Annotated in this window: 19 protein-coding genes and 1 tRNA gene; 18 read left to right on the forward strand and 2 right to left on the reverse strand. The window is 39.6% G+C overall.

Features of this window, described 5'->3' with window-relative positions; all coding sequences use genetic code 11:
• The first annotated feature begins 160 nt into the window (after positions 1–160).
• Together MM239_RS10055 and MM239_RS10060 are read left to right on the forward strand one after the other, a co-directional pair.
• Positions 161–673: an FKBP-type peptidyl-prolyl cis-trans isomerase gene (locus tag MM239_RS10055; protein WP_241348062.1), complete on the forward strand. Its 513-nt coding sequence runs from the start codon at positions 161–163 to the stop codon at positions 671–673.
• 93 nt (positions 674–766) lie between these two features.
• The gene (locus MM239_RS10060) at positions 767–3178 is read left to right on the forward strand and encodes a heavy metal translocating P-type ATPase (RefSeq protein ID WP_241348063.1); all 2412 of its coding nucleotides are present in this window, start codon (positions 767–769) and stop codon (positions 3176–3178) included.
• Here MM239_RS10060 and MM239_RS10065 read toward each other — a convergent pair.
• Positions 3175–4539: a DEAD/DEAH box helicase gene (locus MM239_RS10065; protein WP_241348065.1), complete on the reverse strand. Its 1365-nt coding sequence runs from the start codon at positions 4537–4539 to the stop codon at positions 3175–3177. The two genes, MM239_RS10060 and MM239_RS10065, sit on opposite strands and share 4 nt — an antisense overlap.
• Positions 4540–4681: 142 nt before the next feature.
• Here MM239_RS10065 and MM239_RS10070 point away from each other — a divergent pair, with 142 nt between their 5' ends.
• From MM239_RS10070 to MM239_RS10125, 12 genes are all read left to right on the forward strand, one after another.
• Complete coding sequence (locus MM239_RS10070; RefSeq protein ID WP_241348066.1) at positions 4682–6031, forward strand: dihydroorotase; 1350 nt, start codon at positions 4682–4684, stop codon at positions 6029–6031.
• 75 nt (positions 6032–6106) lie between these two features.
• Positions 6107–6182 (forward strand) — tRNA-His (locus MM239_RS10075).
• Positions 6183–6292: 110 nt separating this feature from the next.
• The gene (locus tag MM239_RS10080; protein WP_241348067.1) at positions 6293–6433 is read left to right on the forward strand and encodes a hypothetical protein; all 141 of its coding nucleotides are present in this window, start codon (positions 6293–6295) and stop codon (positions 6431–6433) included.
• A 112-nt stretch (positions 6434–6545) separates the two neighbouring features.
• Complete coding sequence (locus MM239_RS10085) at positions 6546–8462, forward strand: amylo-alpha-1,6-glucosidase (protein WP_241348068.1); 1917 nt, start codon at positions 6546–6548, stop codon at positions 8460–8462.
• Positions 8463–8473: 11 nt separating this feature from the next.
• Positions 8474–9754: a glycosyltransferase family 4 protein gene (locus tag MM239_RS10090; RefSeq protein ID WP_241348069.1), complete on the forward strand. Its 1281-nt coding sequence runs from the start codon at positions 8474–8476 to the stop codon at positions 9752–9754.
• 2 nt (positions 9755–9756) lie between these two features.
• Positions 9757–10965, forward strand: coding sequence for a glycoside hydrolase family 57 protein (locus MM239_RS10095; RefSeq protein ID WP_241348070.1), 1209 nt, complete (start codon positions 9757–9759; stop codon positions 10963–10965).
• A gap of 72 nt (positions 10966–11037) precedes the next feature.
• The gene (locus MM239_RS10100; RefSeq protein WP_241348071.1) at positions 11038–11484 is read left to right on the forward strand and encodes a RidA family protein; all 447 of its coding nucleotides are present in this window, start codon (positions 11038–11040) and stop codon (positions 11482–11484) included.
• Positions 11485–11563: 79 nt separating this feature from the next.
• Positions 11564–11842 carry a hypothetical protein gene (locus MM239_RS10105; protein ID WP_241348072.1) on the forward strand — a complete coding sequence of 93 codons (279 nt, stop codon included), beginning with the start codon at positions 11564–11566 and terminating at the stop codon, positions 11840–11842.
• Positions 11842–12669, forward strand: a complete 828-nt coding sequence (locus MM239_RS10110) for a Cof-type HAD-IIB family hydrolase (protein WP_241348073.1) — start codon at positions 11842–11844, stop codon at positions 12667–12669. Before MM239_RS10105 ends, MM239_RS10110 begins: the two co-directional genes overlap by 1 nt.
• A 157-nt stretch (positions 12670–12826) precedes the next feature.
• A complete protein-coding gene (era, locus tag MM239_RS10115; RefSeq protein ID WP_241348074.1) occupies positions 12827–13717 on the forward strand; it encodes a GTPase Era in 891 nt (296 codons plus the stop codon).
• Between the two features lie 11 nt (positions 13718–13728).
• Positions 13729–15042 carry a ribosome biogenesis GTPase Der gene (gene der, locus MM239_RS10120; protein ID WP_241348075.1) on the forward strand — a complete coding sequence of 438 codons (1314 nt, stop codon included), beginning with the start codon at positions 13729–13731 and terminating at the stop codon, positions 15040–15042.
• 82 nt (positions 15043–15124) lie between these two features.
• Positions 15125–15322, forward strand: a complete 198-nt coding sequence (locus tag MM239_RS10125; protein WP_241348076.1) for a hypothetical protein — start codon at positions 15125–15127, stop codon at positions 15320–15322.
• Between the two features lie 117 nt (positions 15323–15439).
• Here the strand turns inward: MM239_RS10125 and gcvP are convergent, their stop codons facing one another.
• Positions 15440–18331, reverse strand: a complete 2892-nt coding sequence (gcvP, locus tag MM239_RS10130) for an aminomethyl-transferring glycine dehydrogenase (RefSeq protein ID WP_241348077.1) — start codon at positions 18329–18331, stop codon at positions 15440–15442.
• A 205-nt stretch (positions 18332–18536) separates the two neighbouring features.
• On the opposite strand from gcvP, the gene MM239_RS10135 reads away from it, so the two are divergent.
• The 4 genes from MM239_RS10135 (at position 18537) to MM239_RS10150 (ending at position 21468) form a co-directional block, all read left to right on the forward strand.
• A complete protein-coding gene (locus MM239_RS10135; RefSeq protein ID WP_241348078.1) occupies positions 18537–20033 on the forward strand; it encodes a M28 family peptidase in 1497 nt (498 codons plus the stop codon).
• Between the two features lie 246 nt (positions 20034–20279).
• Positions 20280–20585 (forward strand): thioredoxin, encoded by a 306-nt coding sequence (gene trxA / locus MM239_RS10140; protein ID WP_241348079.1) that lies wholly within the window; start codon positions 20280–20282, stop codon positions 20583–20585.
• A 71-nt stretch (positions 20586–20656) separates the two neighbouring features.
• The gene (locus MM239_RS10145; protein WP_241348080.1) at positions 20657–20956 is read left to right on the forward strand and encodes a hypothetical protein; all 300 of its coding nucleotides are present in this window, start codon (positions 20657–20659) and stop codon (positions 20954–20956) included.
• Between the two features lie 92 nt (positions 20957–21048).
• Positions 21049–21468, forward strand: a complete 420-nt coding sequence (locus tag MM239_RS10150; RefSeq protein WP_241348081.1) for a hypothetical protein — start codon at positions 21049–21051, stop codon at positions 21466–21468.
• Positions 21469–21534 lie beyond the last annotated feature (66 nt).

Here is a 21534-nt window from a genome sequence, read left to right on the forward strand (position 1 = left end):
ATATCCGCTTTCGCACAAAAAGAAGTATTTCACTCAAATAATAGATTACTTCGGGATTAAAATTAACTAATATCTGGATCTTGAAAATACCAAATATGACTCTGTTACTGGTATCTTTGCGGATATACTTATAGATTCAGATACGTCAACCAATAACAAAATGAAAGTAGAGAAAAATAAAGTAGTCTCAGTGAGCTACGAATTACATGTAGATGACGGTGAGCAAGGAAAGACATTTTTCGAAAAAGTTGAAAAAGACCAACCTCATCATTTTCTATTCGGTGCTGGAAACACCATCCCAGCCTTGGAAAAAGCACTAGAGGGCAAGGCTGTAGGTGACACATTTGAAGTATTTATAGACTTTGAAAATGCTTATGGGGATTATGATGAGAGCAAAAAAGCTATCGTACCAAAGGCAAATTTTAAAGAAAATGGAAAGAAGAATCCCGAAATACTCAAAGTAGGTAGGGTAATTCCCATGCAAGATGATCAAGGAAATCAACTCCGAGGAGAAATCGTCAAAATCGACTACAAAGGAGTTCACATGGATTTTAACTCCCCATTGGCTGGTTATGATTTATATTTCAAAGGAGAAATCGTGAATATCAGAGAAGCAGAACAGGAGGAAATCGACCATGGGCATGTTCATGGCCCAGGAGGACATCATCATTGATAAATCAAGGTGTAAGCCATTTCAAAAATAATGTAACTATCCTGACAAGCTTATTTCGAGATTTGTAATTCTTAATTCCTTACAAATCGAATCATGAATAGGCGTGCAGAAGAAATAATAATCCCCCTTGAAGGTATAGCAAGTGACCATTGCGCTTTAATCATTGAAAAGGCAATTGCAAAAATAAATGGCGTATTAGCACATCGTGTGGAGAGTAACAACCACCGCGCTGTAATCCAAGTCTCCGATCAAGAAAAGCTTTCCGAAGTGATCAGTACCATCAGAGACTTGGGCTATGGCGTTCCGACCATAAAGAAAACATACCCTGTATTGGAAATGTCCTGCGCTGCATGTGCTGGAAGTGTAGAAAACACCCTCAAAACCACCTTAGGTGTAATCGATGCTAAGGTCAACTATGCCAATGAAAAGGTAAGTTTAGAATTTATACCTGAGATCAATTTTAGCGAAAAACTCAAAGCAAAAGTACAATCAGCTGGCTATGACCTACTCATAGAAGAACACACCAATAGCGGTCAAACGGTCGAAAACATACACCAGAAAAAACTTAAGAGACTAAAAATCCAAACCATCTGGGCTTTGGTCTTTTCGACACCAGTCGTAGCGATAGGCATGTTTTTCATGAACATGCCCTATGCTAATGAACTCATGTGGCTATTCAGCTCTCCTGTAGTACTTTGGTTAGGCAGGGATTTTTTCATTCATGCTTGGAAGCAAGCCAAACTCAAGTCTACCAACATGGACACGCTAGTCGCATTGAGTACAGGGACTGCATACTCTTTTAGTGTTTTCAATACTGCTTTTCCACAATTTTGGGAAGACAAGGGACTCCATGCTCATGTCTATTTTGAAGCTGCCACTGTAATTATCGCATTCATACTTTTAGGAAAACTTTTGGAAGAAAAAGCAAAAAGCAAAACATCCAATTCCATCAAAAAACTCATTGGACTTCAGCCTAAAACGGTAACTATCATAGAAGAAAATGGACGGCAAGTAAATGTCCCAATAGCAAGACTAAAAGTTGGAGATTCTATCTTAGTCAAGCCTGGAGAAAAAATCGCTGTAGACGGGTCTGTACTAAAAGGAGAATCTTATGTAGATGAGAGCATGCTCACAGGTGAGCCACTGGCAGTACAAAAACAAGCGCTTGACAAAGTCTATGCAGGCACCATCAATCAAAAAGGCAGCTTCGAATTCACTGCCGAAAAAGTAGCAGGAGACACACTACTCGCACAGATCATCAAAATGGTGCAAGATGCACAAGGAAGCAAGACACCTGTTCAAAAATTAGTTGACAAAATTGCTAATATTTTTGTGCCCACGGTGATTGTAATTGCCGTTGCTTCCTTCCTTCTCTGGAACCTAATTGGTGGTGAAAATGCATTTACACAAGGGGTATTGGCAATGGTCACGGTTTTGGTGATCGCATGCCCATGTGCTCTTGGACTAGCCACACCCACAGCGATCATGGTCGGTGTAGGTAGAGGAGCCGAAAAAGGAATCCTAATCAAAGATGCAGAAAGCCTTGAACTGGCAAAAAAAATCAATACCATCATACTTGACAAAACAGGTACTATCACAGAAGGTAAACCAAAGGTGGTGAATGAGTGGTGGATAGCAACCAATCCTGAAGCTAAGCACATACTTTCCAGCATTGAAAATCAATCAGAGCATCCACTGGCAGAAGCAATTGCATCACATTTTCCCCAAGAAGAAACAATACAGGTTTCACATTTTGAAAGCATCACGGGCAAAGGGGTAAGAGCAACCTATAAGGGTCAAAAATATCATATCGGAAATCGCCAGCTGTTGGAGGATTTGCAAATATCCATTGATCAAGAAGCTTTTGTAAAAGCTGAAAAATGGAGTCAAGAATCAAAGACTGTAGTTTGGTTTGCTGATACGTCCAGCGTAATTGCGGTTTTGGCAATTTCAGATCAAATCAAACCCTCTTCTCATTCAGCTATCATACAGCTGCAACAATCCGGCATAGAAGTACATATGCTCACTGGGGATCAAGAGAGCACAGCAAAAGCTGTTGCCAAAGAAATGGGCATCACACATTTTAAAGCTGGTGTATTACCAGAACAAAAGGCTAATTACATCAGACAGCTTCAGGCTCAAGGAAAGATTGTTGGAATGGTAGGAGACGGAATCAATGACAGCTCAGCGCTTGCGCTTGCAGATGTAAGTATTGCAATGGGCAGAGGTAGTGATATAGCTATAGATGTAGCCAAGATGACTATCATTTCCTCATCACTATCAAAGCTTCCGGAGGCAATTAGACTTTCCAAAGAAACCGTTCGCACGATCAAGCAAAACTTATTCTGGGCATTTATCTACAACTTGATCGGTATTCCAATAGCTGCTGGGATACTTTATCCTATCAACGGCTTCCTACTCGACCCCATGCTAGCGGGAGGAGCCATGGCCATGAGTAGTGTGAGCGTGGTTATCAATAGCTTAAGGTTGAAGTACAGGGCTTAACCGCCCTTTTTCTTCCACTTACCTTGGGTTTTAAGCTGATTACGATTTCTTTTGGCTTTGGAATTTTTATTACCCCTCTTTTCTTTTGCCTTGTTTGGATTTACACTTGGTCTAGCTTTTTTCTCATGAAAGCCACCTTTGAAATCAGGATTATCTTTACGTTTCTGATTATCAATCTCTCTCTCATAGCCTTGCTTTTCGATAAAAGGCGTATTGGTCACACTCACTTCTTCTGGAATAGACTTCTCTTCTACAGACATCCTTATGATCTCTTCGATCTTTTCAAAATGCCATATTTCAGCGGGATTGACAAATGTAATGGCATGCCCTTCGTTTTCAGCCCTTCCTGTCCTACCTATTCTGTGTACATAATCCTCATAAATAAGTGGCACGTCAAAATTGATCACGTGACTGACCATAGAGATATCAAGACCTCTCGCAGCTACATCTGTAGCAACCAAAATCCTAACATCCCCTGACTTGAAATCCTCCATGGAGTTGATCCTTGTATTTTGACCTTTGTTGGCATGAATGACACGAATCTCACCCAGCTGCTTTCTCTCTAGATAGCTAAAAACTGATTCGGCATTTTTTCTAGACTTGGTAAATACAATTACCCTTTTGACATCCTCATCTTTCAATATGTGCTCAAGAAGATTAATCTTAGTCTTGATATTTGGCACTTCGAACTTCGTTTGCTTAATCGTCTCAGCAGTAGTAGCTTGAGCAGAGATCTCGATCCTTTCTGGGAATTCTAAAAATTCAGTGGATAGATTTTCAACTCTACTGCTAAAAGTCGCAGAGAATAATAAATTTTGTCGCTTGGTAGGAATCACTTCGAGAATTGCGCGTATCTGAGGCATAAATCCCATATCTAGCATTTTATCAGCCTCGTCCATCACCAAAGTTTTCAACTCCCGGACATGTATCTCTCCTTTGCGATAGATATCCATAAACCTTCCTGGTGTAGAAATCACTATATCGACTCCAGCTTGTATTTTCTCAATCTGTGTCTTTGGACCAATCCCACCATATAGGCATACGTATCGAAGGTCTGTGTACTTACCTAGCTGGATGACAGCCTCTTCGATCTGCATACAAAGCTCTCGAGTCGGCGCCAAAATCAAAACCCTCGGATGTTGACCTTGGGCATATTTCGCTTTGTATAGTATAGGAAGAACATATGCAGCTGTCTTTCCTGTCCCTGTCTGTGCGATACCTAATACATCATGTCCAGCAAGTGCTAATGGAACAGCTTTTGCTTGGATAGGTGTAGGTATACTGTACCCAGCTTCGGCCACAGCTTCCAGCAGCTGCTTATTCAGTTTAAAATTTTCAAAAGATAGGTTGCTATCAGACATGATTGTTTATTTTTACAGAATGAGGGGAAAACTTGTATACCATTGCTACTTGAGCTTTTTTTCAAGCAGACAACTTATACACATTTCCCGACTATGAAGAAGTATGATTTGCTTAACTTTCACTCTTAAACCATAAGTATTCATGAAAAGCATTTTGATCACCGGTGCAAATATAGTAAATGAAGGCAAGATTACCCCGATGGATGTTTTGATCCAAGACGGATTGATCTACAATGTAGGCAACGATCTCTCTGAATTTGAGGCTGACATCAAGATAGACGGCACTGGTAAACATATTTTTCCTGGTATCATAGATGATCAGGTTCATTTTAGAGAGCCAGGTCTCACGCACAAAGCAGACATCTACACTGAAAGTAGGTCAGCCGTGGCAGGTGGGATCACTTCCTATATGGAAATGCCAAATACTGTCCCACAATCTACCACGCTGGAATTGCTTGAAGAAAAATACAAAATAGCTTCCGAAAAGTCTTTGGCAAACTATTCCTTTTACTTCGGCGCTACCAATGATAATATTGAAGAAATTTTAAAAGTTGACCCTGCTAAGGTGTGCGGGATCAAAGTCTTTCAAGGCTCCTCTACGGGCAATATGCTAGTAGATAACCAAGAGAGTTTAGAGAAAATTTTTGCAGAATGTAAGCTTCTCATTGCCACACATAGTGAGAATGACAACATCATCAAAGAAAATCTAGAAAAATACAAATCAGAGTTTGGTGAAGACATTCCTGCAAGCTACCATCCAAAAATCAGATCTGAAGAAGCCTGCTATGATGCTTCAAAGAAAGTAGTGGATCTGGCAAGAAAATACGGAACAAAACTACACGTACTTCACATCAGTACTGGAAAAGAAGTTGAGCTGTTTGACGAAACGCTACCACTAGAAGAAAAAAGAATTACGGCAGAAGCATGCATACACCACTTGTGGTTCTCAGATAAAGACTATGAAGAGAAAGGCAACTTCATCAAATGGAATCCAGCGGTAAAAACAGCCGAAGATCGAGATAGAATTCTTCAAGGCGTAATCAAAGGCAACATCGATGTGATTGCCACAGATCATGCTCCACATACCGTAGAGGAGAAAAAGGAAAAATACCTCAAAGCTCCATCAGGCGGCCCACTGGCGCAGCACAGCTTGGTAGCTATGCTTGACCTATATCACGACGGCAAAATCAGACTTGATCAAATCGCCGAGAAAATGTGTCACAATGTAGCTATCCTGTTTGAAATAGAGCAAAGAGGCTATATTAGACCAGGATATTATGCAGATTTGGTGATTGTAGATTTGAATGATTCATGGACAGTCAGCAACCAAAACATATTATCTAAATGTGGCTGGTCACCATTTGAAGGGCACACATTTAAATCTAAAGTGACACATACGATCGTTTCTGGACACTTAGCGTACGAAAACGGAGAGTTCAACGAAGATAAAAAAGGTGAAAGATTAACATTTTCTCGAAAAAATATTGGCTAGTCTATTGTTTTGAAAAAAATGGAATATTACCTTTGCATTCCAATCAAGCAGCTGGCTTGATTCTAAAGCAAAAATGGTGGTTGTAGCTCAGCTGGTTAGAGCGCTGGTTTGTGGATCCAGAGGTCGCCGGTTCGAACCCGGTCTTCCACCCAATTAACCCCTCTTTTAGAGGGGTTTTCTTTTTTCAGCTTACAAACTGGAACTTGAATGGCACAAAATTTGTCAAACTCGTGGTATCATTTAAATTAAAGTAACTCGGCAATGTTTACATTATTCAAAGCTTCGCCAAAATTCCCAAAAATCCAACCAGTGAATATAAAGTTCATTCAGAGGTATTTTGAAAAGTTTGAAGAATCACTTCGAAACTTTGAGGAAGTACAAAAAGAAGGTATCGGCACCTAATTAGTGAAGATAATATAAAGGTTATGGAAACATAGCCTTTATTTTTTGCTTATTTATTTTTCTTTCCGTTTGGAAAAGCTATTTTTATGCAAATCTCCAAACTTTTAACCAAATGAGTTACATACATTTTGATAAGACGCAACTAGTAAATTTAAACTATTCTCTTGATCGTGAAATCATCAGAACAAACCGGGGAGGATCATATACCAGCACCACGATTATTGGCTGCAATACCAGAAAATATCATGGACTTTTAGTATCCCCGCAGCCAGAGATTGATAGCCAACTGCATGTGCTCTTGTCCTCAGTTCATGAAACAGTAATTCAGAGAGGCGCTAGCTTCAACCTTGGCATCAGCAAGTACCCTGGCAATTATTCTCCAAGAGGACATAAGTATTTGGAAGATTTTGACACCGAGCCAATCCCAAAGCTTACCTACCGTGTAGGAGGGGTTGTGCTACAAAAAGAGCTAATCTTGGATACCAATCGCGATAGGGTGATGATCAAATACACCCTGCTGGAAGCTCACTCTCCTACCAAAATTAAAATCAGCCCATTTTTGGCATTCCGAGGATATCATGAATTATCCAAAGCCAATGATCGTGTAGACAAAAATTTTACCAAAGCACCAAATGGCGCTATATTCCAACTTTACCCAGAATACTCGCCACTATACCTTCAGCTTTCGAAAAAGAACACATTCCACGCTGACCCAAATTGGTACTATAACATAGAATATATTCAAGAAAGAGAGAGAGGTTATGATTATCAAGAAGATCTTTTTGTACCAGGCTACTTCGAGTTTGACATTGCTAAGGGTGAATCTGTAATATTCTCTGCTGGTCTTACTGAAGCTGACCCTGCCACAAGACAGAAGGCATTTGATAAAGAATTAGCTCGAAGAATCCCTAGAAGTAATTTTGAAAACTGTCTCCTCAATTCTGCAGGGCAGTTTATACAAAAAAGAGATGGTAAGACGCATGTGATAGCTGGATATCCTTGGTTTGGTTGGTGGGGAAGAGATACGTTCATAGCAAGTCCGGGACTAACACTTCCTCAAGGAGATTTTGACACATTCTTGGAAATCATGGACACGATGGCATCAGATCTTCATGGGCCTCTTTTCCCAAATGTAGGTAGTGGTGTAATGCGCAACATGAACTCTATAGATGCACCGCTGTGGTTTTTCTGGTCTCTTCAGCAATACATCAAGTTTTCTGGAAATTCTAAAACAGTAAAGAAAAAGTACCTTTCTAAGCTCGAGACTATCATCAATGGCTACATAAATGGAACAGACAACAATATCCATATGCAAGAAAACGGCCTCATCTATGGCGGTGTAGAGGGAGTGGCACTTACTTGGATGGATGCTGTAAACTCTGATGGGCCTGTGACTCCAAGGATCGGATGTGCAGTAGAGATCAACGCACTGTGGTACAATGCACTTTCCTTTTACCATGAACTAAGCGGAGATGAAGAGGCCAAAAGTTTGGCTGAAAAAGTAAAAGCATCATTTAATCAAACTTTCTGGAACGAGAAGAAAGGCTACCTAGCTGATGTAGTACAAGGAGAGCATAAAGATTGGTCAATCAGGCCAAATATGCTTTTTGCAGTCTCCCTTCCTCACTCTCCATTGGAAGAAAGTCAAATGGATAGTATTTTAGAAATAATAAAATCAAAACTACTTACCCCTCGTGGACTTCGAACCTTGTCCCCTGAAGACCCAGGTTATAAAGGTTATTATTTTGGCGATCAGTATGTAAGAGACAGGGCCTACCACAACGGCACCGTTTGGCCATGGTTACTTGGAAGCTTTGCAGAAGGTTATTTGAGACTTCACGGCAAGTCTGGCAAGCATTTTATCGAAAAGATCATCAAAGAATTCGACTCGGTGATGACTCAATACGGTGTAGGAACCGTGGCAGAAATTTATGATGGAGACCCACCGCACCGTCCGAAAGGGTCTATCTCTCAAGCATGGAGCGTGGGAGAACTATTAAGGATGATGTATTTAGTCAAGCAAGTTTAAAATCAATTTTTATGAAAGTTTTAATGTTTGGGTGGGAGTTCCCACCACATATTTCGGGAGGATTAGGTACAGCTTGTTATGGCTTGGTAAAAGGCCTTGTGCATCACAAGCAAGATATCATATTTGTCGTTCCCAAACTTTGGGGTGATGAAGAGCCCGTGGCCGATTTTGTAAATGCCAGTGATGTGACAGTCGATTACAGGCAGCGTAAGTTCAAAGATATTTGGAAAAACCTTACCTATTTGGAAGTAAGTAGTTTTTTGGTGCCATATCTAAGTCCTGAAGAGTTCAAAAAGTATACAGACTATGCCATTCATGATAGGGTAGATGTAGATGAAAGCATCTTCAGCAATAAGTTTGAATTCAGCGGCAAATATGGAAAAGATCTCCTGCAAGAAGTTTCTAGATATGCATTAGTCGCAGCACAAATCGCGGGATCAAAAGAACATGATGTGATACACGCTCATGACTGGCTAGCCTATCCAGCAGGTATCGCTGCCAAGCAGATCAGCGGCAAGCCGCTAGTAGCACATATACATGCCACAGAATTCGATAGATCTGGAGAATCTGCGGGAGGTCCAGTCTATGAGATTGAACATGCAGGTTTACATGCAGCTGATCATGTGGTAGCAGTAAGTCACCTTACACGAAATATTGTTATCAATAAATATGGGGTTCACCCTGACAAAGTCAGCGTACTTCACAATGCTGTCCTAGATGCAAGCATCATAGAAAGCAAAGTAAAGAAAAAAGTACCAGAAAAAATTGTTACATTCTTAGGAAGAATAACCTTCCAAAAAGGTCCCGAATACTTCGTAGAAGCTGCAAAAAAGGTTTTACAAAGAGATCCTAATGTAAGATTCGTTATGGCAGGAAGTGGGGACTTGCTCAACAAGATGATTCAGAGAGTCGCTGAATTAAAAATGGGCACCAAATTCCACTTCACTGGATTCCTGAAAGGCCAGGATGTAGATGATATGTACGCCATGTCTGACGTATATGTGATGCCTTCGGTATCCGAACCGTTTGGTATAGCTCCACTCGAAGCTGTGAGACACAATACCCCCGTGATCATTTCCAAGCAATCTGGTGTGGCCGAGGTATTACAAAATGCCATTAAAATTGATTTTTGGGATGTAGATGCTATGGCTGACGCCATATTTGCCCTTCTACATTATCAGAGTATCTCCAAAATGTTTAAAGAACTGGGGAGTGAAGAACTGAAAAACCTGAAATGGGAGCATGTCGCTGCCAAGCTTGTAACTGTTTATGATAATATAACTAAAGAATAATCATGAGAACCATTTGTTTTTACTTTCAAGTCCATCAACCATTGAGGATTAAGCCATATAGGTTTTTTGATATAGGAGACGACCACTACTACTGGGATGATTATAGCAATAAAACTATCATGAGAAAAGTAGCACAAAAGTGCTACTTACCTATGAATGCATTACTCCTTGATCTGATCAATCAATATCAAGGAGCATTCAAAGTCAGTTTTTCAATCTCTGGTGTATGTTTAGACCAATTTGAACTCTATGCTCCAGACGTTTTAGAGAGCTTTAGAAAACTTGTTGCCACTGGACATGTCGAGCTATTGAGTGAGACCGATGCTCATGCACTTTGCTCCTTGAAAAGCAAAGGTGAATTCACTAAAATGATCAATGCTCATCGCGAGAAAATCAAGAAGCATTTCAATGGCTACGAACCAAAAGTATTTAGAAACACAGAGCTAATCTACTCTGATCAGATCGGCGCTATGATAGCTGACCTTGGCTTCAAAGGAATTCTTACAGAAGGAGCCAAGCATATTCTAGGTTGGAAAAGTCCTAACTATGTGTATCAAAATGCTATCAAGCCTGAACTTAAAGTATTGCTCAAAAACTTTCAGCTTAGCGACGATATCGCTTTCCGATTTAATAATAAAACATGGGCTGACTACCCTTTGACTACTCCTAAATTTGTCAATTGGATCAATGCCATTCCAAAAACAGAGGAGACATTAAACTTATTTATGGATTATGAAACATTCGGAGAGCACCAATGGGCAGAATCTGGCATTTTTGAGTTTATGAAAGCATTACCTGAAGCAGTATTCAATGGCAGTGATTTTGGTTTTTCTACACCAAGCGAGGTATTGGACAAAGCTAAAGTAATCGCACCTATCCATGTACCTACACCCATCTCATGGGCTGATGAGGAAAGGGACTTGACCGCCTGGCTAGGCAACGACCTACAAGACGAAGCTTTTGAAAAACTTTACCAAATGGAAGGTCTTGTAAACCAAATAGAAGATGAGGAAATAAAAAGGGATTGGGCATACCTTCAGACCTCCGATCACTTTTATTACATGTGTACCAAGTTCTTTTCGGACGGAGACATTCATGCCTATTTTAGCCCTTATGATTCTCCCTATGATGCTTTCATCAATTACATGAATGTGCTTAGTGACTTTATCTTGAGATTAGAAAAGAAACATAAAGAACAACTTAATTCTTGACAGCATTTTATGAACTTTAGGCATTTTACATTTCTTCTCTTCGTCTTGATAATCACTTCATGTCAAGTTAAGGTGAAAAATTCAAGCTCAGAAATAGAAAAGCCTCAAATTCAGCGATTTGACAGATCAGATGCGCATATATTAAAAGGAGTCTTTGTCCCAAAGGATAAAGACTCCTTTTTTACTTCTGGGATAGTCGCTGATGTCTCAGATGATAAAGCCAAGCCCGGGGAGAATCCTAGGTATGGTAATACTTTCCAGCAAAGCATTAGCATCTTAGGCAAGATTGAAAATATACTGTCAGAAGCTAATTTTGAAATGCAAGATGTAGTTTTTCTTAGGGTATATCTTGCCCCAGATAAAGAAGGGAGTATCGATTGGCAAGGATGGTTTGATGCGTATGATAAATTTTTCCAAACCGAAGACAATCCCAATAAAGTCGCTAGAAGCACAGTCGCAGTATACGCTCTTGCAAACCCAGACCTACTCGTAGAAATAGAAGCTGTAGCATTCAAATAACTGATTTTCAGACGCTAATTTTGCATTTTTGAATACAATATCACATATTGTATTCAAAAAACACCTAAACCTAGCGACTATGGACTTTAATCAAGACTTTCAACACCCACCAGTCAACACCTCTGATTGGTTTTTAACTGTATTTATCGCAAATATCCCTATTATTGGTTTTATCATGCTGATCGTATGGGCATTGGACAAAAATGGCAATCCTAGCAAAGCAAATTGGGCCAAAGCCAAACTAATTTGGATGGCAATAGCTGTGGGAATAGGAATGCTTGTGTTCTTTTTGATAGGATTTGGAGCCATTTCTGGATTTTTTGATAATTTTGATCCAGACCAATTTGATATGAGCTAATGCAAATCAAAGCCATATGTACTGATATAGACGGTACATTATTAAATAAAGACAGGGTACTTTCACCACGGCTGATAGCTGCAATAAATAAGTTGCCACAAGATTTCCCAGTAATCTTAGCCTCATCGCGGATGCCAGATGCGATGAGGCACCTTCAAAAAGACATGAATCGTCTAGGCGAACCATTGATATGCTACAATGGAGGATATGTCATACATGATCATGCAAAAAAGGTATTGGATGATGTGCAGATAAGCTTGTCTCATTGTGAATCTTTGGTGGAGATGGCATCTGGTACACAGGTACATATCAGCTTGTACCAAGGAGAAGATTGGTTTGAGCCAGCGCTAGATTATTGGGCTTTAAGAGAGCAAAAAAACACCAAAGTAAACCCTTCCATACTTCATTCTAAGGAAGTCTTAGAAAAGTGGAGGTCTTCTGATACTGGTGCTCATAAAGTTATGTGTATGGGGCCAGCAGAGGAGATAGATAGGTATTTCCAACTTGCCCAAGATGCTATGGGTGACATGCTTCACCTGTATAGATCCAAAGACACCTATATTGAGATAGCCCCGAAAGCAATTTCTAAAGCTTCAGCACTTGAATTGCTACTTCAAACAAACCATAATATCAAAATGGATGAAGTGATGGCCTTTGGTGATAATTATAATGATATCGAAATGCTCAAAGCAGTAGGTGTTGGTGTGGCAGTAGGCAATGCAAGATCCGAAGTCAAAGAGATAGCAGACCGCATCACATTGAGCCACAAAGAAGATGGTGTAGCTGTTATGATTGAAGAAATTTTAAAGCAGAATAACTGGATTTAATTTCATCTTAACTGAATTTAAGACAATATATCAGAATAAAGTTCTGAATTCAATAACCGTTCAGGCACTTAGTATTATTTCTATTGTAGTAGTTAATTCACAAAGAGATACAGCTCCTATGAAAAATTTCAGCTAACTTTGTGAAAAAATTATTGTCATGACCGAACAAACACACAAAGCAGGCTTTGTCAATATCATTGGAAAACCAAATGTTGGCAAGTCTACCTTGATGAATGTGCTTATCGGTGAAAGACTTTCGATCATCTCCTCCAAGGCACAGACTACACGTCACCGCATCATGGGTATCATCAATGACGACAGCTATCAAATCGTCTTCTCTGATACACCAGGCATGCTTAAGCCAAAGTATGAGCTTCACAAAAACATGATGAGTTTTGTGCACATGTCTCTGGAGGATGCAGATGTGATCCTTTTCGTAACCGATCTATTCGAAACAGAAGAAGAAATAGAAGACGTAATAGAAAAGATCAACCAATCGGGTGTACCCGTACTACTTGTCATCAACAAGATCGATCTAAGCAAAGAAGATCAATTGAATGAAGTGACAGCTTATTGGACCCAACGCATCAAAGCAGAAACCATCATACCGATCTCTGCGACCGAAAGCTTCAACACCGAACGTATTCTACAAGAGATTCTAGATAGGCTCCCTAATCATCCACCTTTCTACGACAAGGAGGAACTCACTGATAAGCCTGAGCGTTTCTTTGCATCTGAAATCATCAGAGAAAAAATCTTCCTCAATTACAAAAAAGAAATCCCTTATAGCACAGAAGTGGCGATTGAGGATTTTTATGAAGAAGATAAAATCATCCGTATCCGAGCCATAATCTATGTGGAGCGATCTAGTCAGAAGGGCATCATCATAGGTGAAGGTGGTAAAGCACTCAAAAGAATCGGAATACAGGCCAGAGAGGAAATGGAAAAATTCTTTGGCAAAAAAATCTTCTTAGAAACCTATGTAAAAGTAGAGGAAGATTGGAGAAAGAATAAAAATAAGTTGAAGAAATTTGGTTACGACCAATAAGTAATAGAAAAATGGCAAATATAGTAGCAATTGTAGGGAGACCTAACGTAGGTAAATCGACCTTCTTCAACCGACTGGTAGAAGAAAGAAAAGCCATAGAAGATAACATGTCTGGAGTAACCAGAGACAGACATTATGGGCATGCGCAGTGGGGAGGGAAATTCTTCTCTGTAATTGATACCGGTGGATATGTCACTGGATCAGATGATGTGTTCGAAGCCGAGATTAGAAAGCAAGTAACACTTGCAGTAGAAGAAGCAAACGTAATTTTATTTGTAGTAGACTGCCATGATGGTTTGACAGACCTAGACAAGGAATTTGCAAACGTACTTCGCTCTACCAACAAACCTGTATACATCGTAGCCAACAAGGCTGACAATACAAATCAAGTACACATGGCTTCAGAGTTCTATGCTTTGGGGCTTGGTGATAATGATGTCTATCCAATAGCCGCAGTATCTGGTAGTGGAACTGGAGAGCTTTTGGATGCTATCATTACGAACTTCCCTGATGAGGGCATAGAAGATCCAGATGCAGGGATTCCAAAAATATCCATTTTAGGTAGACCAAATGTTGGAAAATCATCTTTCCTCAATGCGCTTCTTGGAAAAGAAAGATCTATCGTAACTGATGAAGCTGGCACAACTCGAGATGCTATCCATACGAGATACAAACTCTACGGACAGGATTTTATCATCACTGATACTGCAGGGATTAGAAAAAAAGCGAAGGTAAAAGAAGATATTGAGTTCTACTCTGTAATGAGATCATTGAGGACACTTGAGGAGTCAGATGTGATCATCGTAATGGTAGATGCCTCTAGGGGATTTGAAGCTCAAGACATGAACTTGATCAGCTTAGGTATCAAAAACAACAAAGGCATCATGATCATGGTCAACAAGTGGGATCTTATCGAAAAAGATCACAAGACCATGGACAAATTCAAGAAGGACATCATAGAAAAACTAGGTGAAAATCGCTGGATTCCTATGATATTCACTTCCGTGATGAATAAGCAGCGGATTTTCCAAGCCATAGAACTAGCCGTAAAAGTCTATGAAAATAAGAACAGGAAAGTCACTACATCAAAAATCAATGATGTGATGCTTGCTGAAATTGAAAAGTATCCTCCTCCAGCTTGGAAAGGAAAATATATCAAAATAAAATACGTCACGCAGCTTCCTACCAAGAATCCTGTCTTTGCATTCTTTTGTAACCTACCGCAATACATTAAGAGTCCATACACAAGGTATTTGGAAAACAGGCTCAGAGAAAACTTTGATTTTGAGGGCGTTCCGATCAAAGTAGTTTACAAAAAGAAATAAAATATTTTATTCAAAGCGCTTGACAATTACATAATCGGTTGTACATTTGTGTGCTTAAAATTAAGAAACAAACAAAAACACAATGAAAAAGGTATTTGCATTATTCGCCGTAGCTGGTATGCTATTCACTGCATCTTGCGGTAACAAAGAAGTTTCTGAAGAATCTGAGATCGAAGTAATCATCGAAGATACTGAAGAGGCTACTGAAGAAGCTGTTGATTCTATCGAAGAAGCTGCTGAAGAAGTTGAAGCTGAAGTTGAAGAAACTGTAGAAGGTTAATCAATTCTAAATTTTAAATTAAAACCTCCGATTTTTCGGAGGTTTTTTCGTTAGTACTGGCTCATAATTTAAGTCAAATAAAAAACTCCCCGATCATTTTTGACCGGGGAGTTTTTTTTATTCTACTTCCGAAGCATACTCCTCGACAGGAATACAGCTACAGATCAAATTCCTATCTCCATATGCGGAGTCTATTCTTCTCACCGAAGGCCAGAACTTATTCGCTTTGACATATGACAAAGGATAAACTGCCTTTTCCCTAGAATAAGGAAGTTCCCAACTATCCGCCAATGCGAGAGCTGCAGTATGAGGCGCATTTTTCAACACATTATTTTCTTTATCGACTACCCCATCATATATTTCCTGAATCTCAGCTCTGATAGCGATCATGGCATCACAGAATCTATCCAATTCAGAAACTGTCTCTGACTCGGTAGGTTCTACCATCAAAGTTCCTGCAACAGGGAAAGATACAGTAGGTGCGTGGAACCCATAGTCCATCAGCCTCTTTGCAATATCTTCCACTTCTATGCCTACTTCTTTGAAAGCCCTGCAATCAAGAATCATCTCGTGAGCTGCTCTCCCACCTGTACCTGTATAAAGGATTGGGAAATGAGACTCAAGCCTTGTTTTGATGTAGTTAGCATTAAGAATAGCCATTTTCGTAGCATTGGTCAAGCCATCTCCACCCATCATTGCGATATAGGCATAAGAAATCGGCAATATACTAGCGCTTCCAAATGGTGCAGCTGAGACTGCATGAATAGCTTGCGTACCGCCAGTTTTAACCAAAGGATTTCCTGGTAAAAATGGTACAAGCTGCTTGGCCACAGAAATTGGCCCCATACCTGGACCTCCTCCACCATGAGGGATGCAGAAGGTTTTGTGAAGATTGAGGTGACACACATCTGCCCCTATCAAGCCTGGACTTGTCAATCCCACTTGCGCATTCATGTTGGCTCCATCCATATATACTTGACCACCATGCTCATGAATCACTTGACAAATTTCCTGAATGGCTTCTTCAAATACCCCATGAGTAGATGGATAAGTTACCATCAAGCAAGCCAAATTATTGCTATGAGCTTCAGCTTTTGATATAAGGTCTTCTACATCAATATTGCCCATTTCATCACATTTCACTAGCACCACTTTCATTCCTGCCATCACTGCTGATGCCGGATTCGTACCATGTGCAGAAGTAGGGATCAATGCAATATCTCTATGGTGATCTCCTCTACTCTGATGATATGCTCTGATAACCATAAGACCTGCATATTCCCCCTGTGCACCAGAGTTAGGCTGTAGAGAAGTATCTGCAAATCCTGTGATTTCAGAAAGCCAATTTCTCAAGTTCTGGAACATTTCATAATACCCAGCTGCCTGATCTTGCGGACAAAACGGATGTAACTGACCAAACTCTGGCCATGTCACTGGAATCATTTCTGCCGTAGCGTTGAGCTTCATGGTACATGACCCTAAAGAGATCATCGAATGAACAAGTGATAAATCCTTGTTTTCTAATCTTTTGATATATCTCAGCATTTCATGCTCTGCATGAAACTGATTGAATACAGGATGGTCTAGAAACTCGGAAGTTCTCGCTAATCCACCTGGAAGATTGATTTCCAAACTCTCGATAAGTTCATCCCAATTGATAGTGACCTTTTGGCTAGTAGACTTGGCAAACACCTCAACTACTGCCTGAGCATCTTCCAGCGTCTTCGCTTCGTCAAAAGACAAGAATATAGCTCCAGGCTCATACCTGAAGTTCATTTCGGAAGACAAGGCAAAAGCCTGAACCTTAGCTTGCTGCACATCATCCACCTTGATCTTAATGGTATCAAAAAACGATTTATTCTCTTGTTCAAACCCCAGTTTTGACAATGCTTTGGCAGTCAACTGAGCCAAACCATGTGTCCTACCAGCAATTTCTTTCAAGCCTTTTGGTCCATGATAAACGGCATAAAATCCAGCCATTACAGCTAATAGTACTTGAGCAGTACAAATATTGGAAGTTGCCTTTTCTCTTTTGATATGCTGCTCTCTGGTCTGAAGTGCCATACGATAAGCCTTGTTACCATCCTTATCTACAGATACACCAATGATCCTACCTGGCACTTGTCTTTTATAAGCTTCTTTGGTAGCGAAAAAAGCTGCATGAGGTCCACCAAAGCCCATAGGAACACCAAATCGCTGACTCGTCCCGATCACCACATCTGCCCCCATTTCTCCTGGAGGAGTCAACAAGGTCAAAGCGAGTAAATCTGTTGCAAAAGCTGTCAAGACATTACTTTCCTTAGCAGAAGCCACCAAAGACGCATGATCTATAGCCTCACCATCAAGGTTCGGGTACTGTAGAAGTACACCAAACAAAGCAGGGTCGGTCAAATCCAGTTCAGACAAAGGTGCTATTACCAGCTCTATTCCAATCGGTGCAGATCGCGTGATCAGAAGGTCTTTGGTTTGCGGGAAAATTTTCTCATCCACAAAAAACTTATTGGCTGACTTTTTCTCTCTTGGTTTTGAAGCGAATAACATGGTCATTGCTTCAGCTGCAGCTGTAGCTTCATCAAGTAGAGATGCATTTGCCATTTCCATCCCTGTAAGCTCCATCACTGTTGTCTGATAATTGATGAGAGCTTCAAGTCTGCCTTGGGCGATTTCCGCTTGGTAAGGAGTATATGCTGTATACCATCCTGGGTTTTCCAACACATTTCTCAGAATCACTCCTGGTACAATGGTGTCATAATACCCTAAACCAATAAATGATTTGAAGATCTTATTCTTTGAGGCCAATTCCTTAAAAGCCTTCAAAAAGCTGGCTTCTGACTTAGCTGTTGGAAGATCCAAAGCTTTTGTAGATTGGATTGATTTTGGTATCGTCTGATCGATCAATTCCTCTAAGGAGTTCGCGCCGATCTTGTCCAGCATCATGGCAATATCTTCTGATGAAGGGCCGTTGTGCCTATTTTCAAATTTGGTAGTTGGAGAAAGATTAATCTTCATAATCAGTATGGTAAAGGAAAATTATTCGGGTTATATCCTCTATGGAATTGAGAAGTGCAAAGGTATAAATTATTGAATCAAATTGAATTGATGTCTTCAAGATTTATCTCTTAAAACAGTTCAAATTGATAAACGGTTTTAAACTGTTGGGAATAATTTTTAAGTTTGGTATTATTTTATTGAAATAACCATCAGAATATAACTTATGAAGAGAAATTACTGGGTAGCGGGATTGCTATCGTTGTGTCTGACCTGGCAGGTTAGTGCTCAAGATGCCACAGTGCTGAAGTATGCTGAATTGATCACAGCTGAAGGATTAGAGGAAAAACTAACTTACTTGGCTTCTGATGAGCTGGAGGGAAGGGATACAGGAGAAAAAGGCCAAAAAATGGCAGCCGAATATTTGGCCAATCACTATAAAAATCTAGGTCTTGTTGGCCCAGTGAATGGTGATTATTTACAGAAATTCAACTTAGCATCCGTGACTTTTTCTGATGTCAACCTAACAGTAGGAAAACAAAAATTAGTAAACAACGAAGATTTTGTATTCATTGGTGACGGAGATATGAAGAAAGCTGCAAAAGCTGACTTGGTTTTCTTGGGCTTGGCATCTGAAGAGAATTTAGCAAAGGTTGACGTAAAAGGTAAGCTTGTTGGGCTTTGGGCTATTGGAGCAAGAGCCCAAACGGTAGTGAGTGACGTCATGGAAGCAGGAGCTGCGGGTATAGTGATCGTCACTATGGAAGGACAAGCCAATTTTGACAGACTTGCAAATAGATACAAATCCCTGAGTGGAAGAGGAAGATTGGGCTTCGAGCAACCGTCCAAACAAGAACCGATTTTCTTGATCAGTTCTGACAAAATGTCCTCTCTGTTTGAAACTCCAGTAGAAATCCTTAAAGAAGCTGCTAAAAACAATCCTGAGTCAATCAAAGCTCAAAAAGCAAGCTACTTGATCAAAAAGACAACAAAACTAGTCCCTACCGAGAATGTAATGGGCTATCTGGAAGGTACTGATAAGAAAGACGAAGTATTGGTCATCTCTTCACACTATGATCACACTGGCATCGATAGCCAAGGGAGAATCAACAATGGGGCTGATGATGATGGTTCAGGAACTGTGTCGGTAATGCAGATCGCAGAAGCTTTTGCTGCTGCCGCCAAAGATGGTATCAAGCCAAGAAGAAGCATTCTTTTCCTAAATGTAACTGGGGAAGAAAAAGGACTATTGGGCTCTGAATATTACTCTAACAATCCGATCTTCCCACTTGAAAATACGGTAAACAATATCAATATCGACATGGTTGGAAGAATTGATTATGAATACCAAGATGCAGAAGATCAGGACTATGTATATGTAATCGGTTCAGAGATGCTTTCTTCCCACTTGAAAGTAATCAACGAATACAACAACATTACTTACACAGGCTTGAAACTGGATTACAGGTATGATGCTGAAGATGATCCAAATAGATTCTACTATAGATCTGACCATTACAATTTTGCTAAGCACAATATCCCTGTAATATTCTTCTTCAATGGCGTACACGATGATTATCATCAGCACACAGATACTGTCGACAAGATCGAATTCCCATTGATGACTAAAAGAGCCAAGTTGATCTTCCATACTTCATGGGATCTAGCCAACAGAGACGAAAGAACACCTGTAGACGGTACGAATACAAGAACGGATAGATAACTTTGAATTTTTACAAAGTGTAAAGAACTAGGTAATCTTTTTAAAGCTTGCTTTTAAAGGAGATAAACTAGAATAGGTCCCCTTTGACTTTTAGGAAAGTTGAAGGGGATTTTTGTTTTTTGTGATTATTGACCTAATTACACTTTTAATTCAATGAGACCCGAAGGTTAATTCCTAACAAAACACTTGACAGCTATTGTCACGTAGAATTATAAAAATCCTTCAGAAAACAATTAAATTGCTTCAATGAAAAAGAATTTCAGAGATATTATCCATAAAAGTGAGGATGCGATATTGGTAGATTTCTATGCTGACTGGTGTGCCCCATGTCAGACGATGACACCTATATTGGAAGAAGTCATCGAAGAGGTAGGAGGAAAGATCAAACTTTTCAAGCTCAACATAGATAAAAATCCCCAAGTTGCCCAGCAGTTTGCTGTACGATCGATCCCTCATTTCATACTTTTTAAGCGAGGTAAAATCCTTTGGAGAAAAGGAGGTTACATAACCAAGCGTGACTTGATCAAGTCACTAAATGGTTTTTTGGGGTGAATTGACGAGAAATAATCTTTGAGTTCTTTTAAGTTTTTATTAGTTTAGTGATTCACCAGATGTATTTACCAATGGCCAGAATATTTTCAATTTGCCTTTTTTTTATTCTTGTACAGGCAAAGGCTCAAGATCGTAAAATCATCCAATTGGACGAACACAAAATTGACTTAAAAGAAAGCTCAAGAGAACACCAATACAACAAGCTTATCAATAAAAGAATTGGAGACATTCATGTAGATCGAATCCTGGGCTTGAATAATAAAACTGTTGAAACTATAACAAAGCATTTTGAGGGAGACGTCATAGTGAAGGAAGTAACTGAAAAATTTGATCAATTTGACAATAGAATTGAAATAGAAGTAGCTGATTAATTACTGGAATTTCATCTCTGTCTTATATCAGAAATGACTCCATTTTAGTCCAATACAATACTTTACCCAATTCTAACGCTGGAATAAAGTATGTGGATAATCAAGAATTAATATTAACCAGCAATGATTTTTATCCATCTATCAACAAAGAGAAAATAAGCATCCCTCAACTGATAAAGGAGACGATGAATATTTATATGCCTAAAGGCCAAAGTACCAATCACATTTTAAAGCTTGGTTTTTTAATCAATGAACATGGGGAAGTTGAAGACTTTCAATTGTTGAATGACAGAAAAAATACCTATAGCATCAAAAAAAATGCACTTTCTGTTTTGCAAGAAAAAGATATTGAATTCAAGCCAGCTTTAGACTTAGACGGAAAACCAACAACTAGGTGGCTATACTTTACTATCAATCAAACTTTTAAGTCTGAATCGAAATTCACATATCTTTTTGGAAAAAAAATTCACAATGGGGTCTATGTAAAAGCATGCTCATTAAAAAAAGTTTAATGCTCCAGTGTCCTTAGAATTTCTCAAGCTTATCTTTTTGGAAAAGAATTAAAAAAACCTCCCCAA

Source organism: Belliella filtrata (assembly GCF_022549775.1).
GTDB lineage: Bacteria > Bacteroidota > Bacteroidia > Cytophagales > Cyclobacteriaceae > Belliella > Belliella filtrata.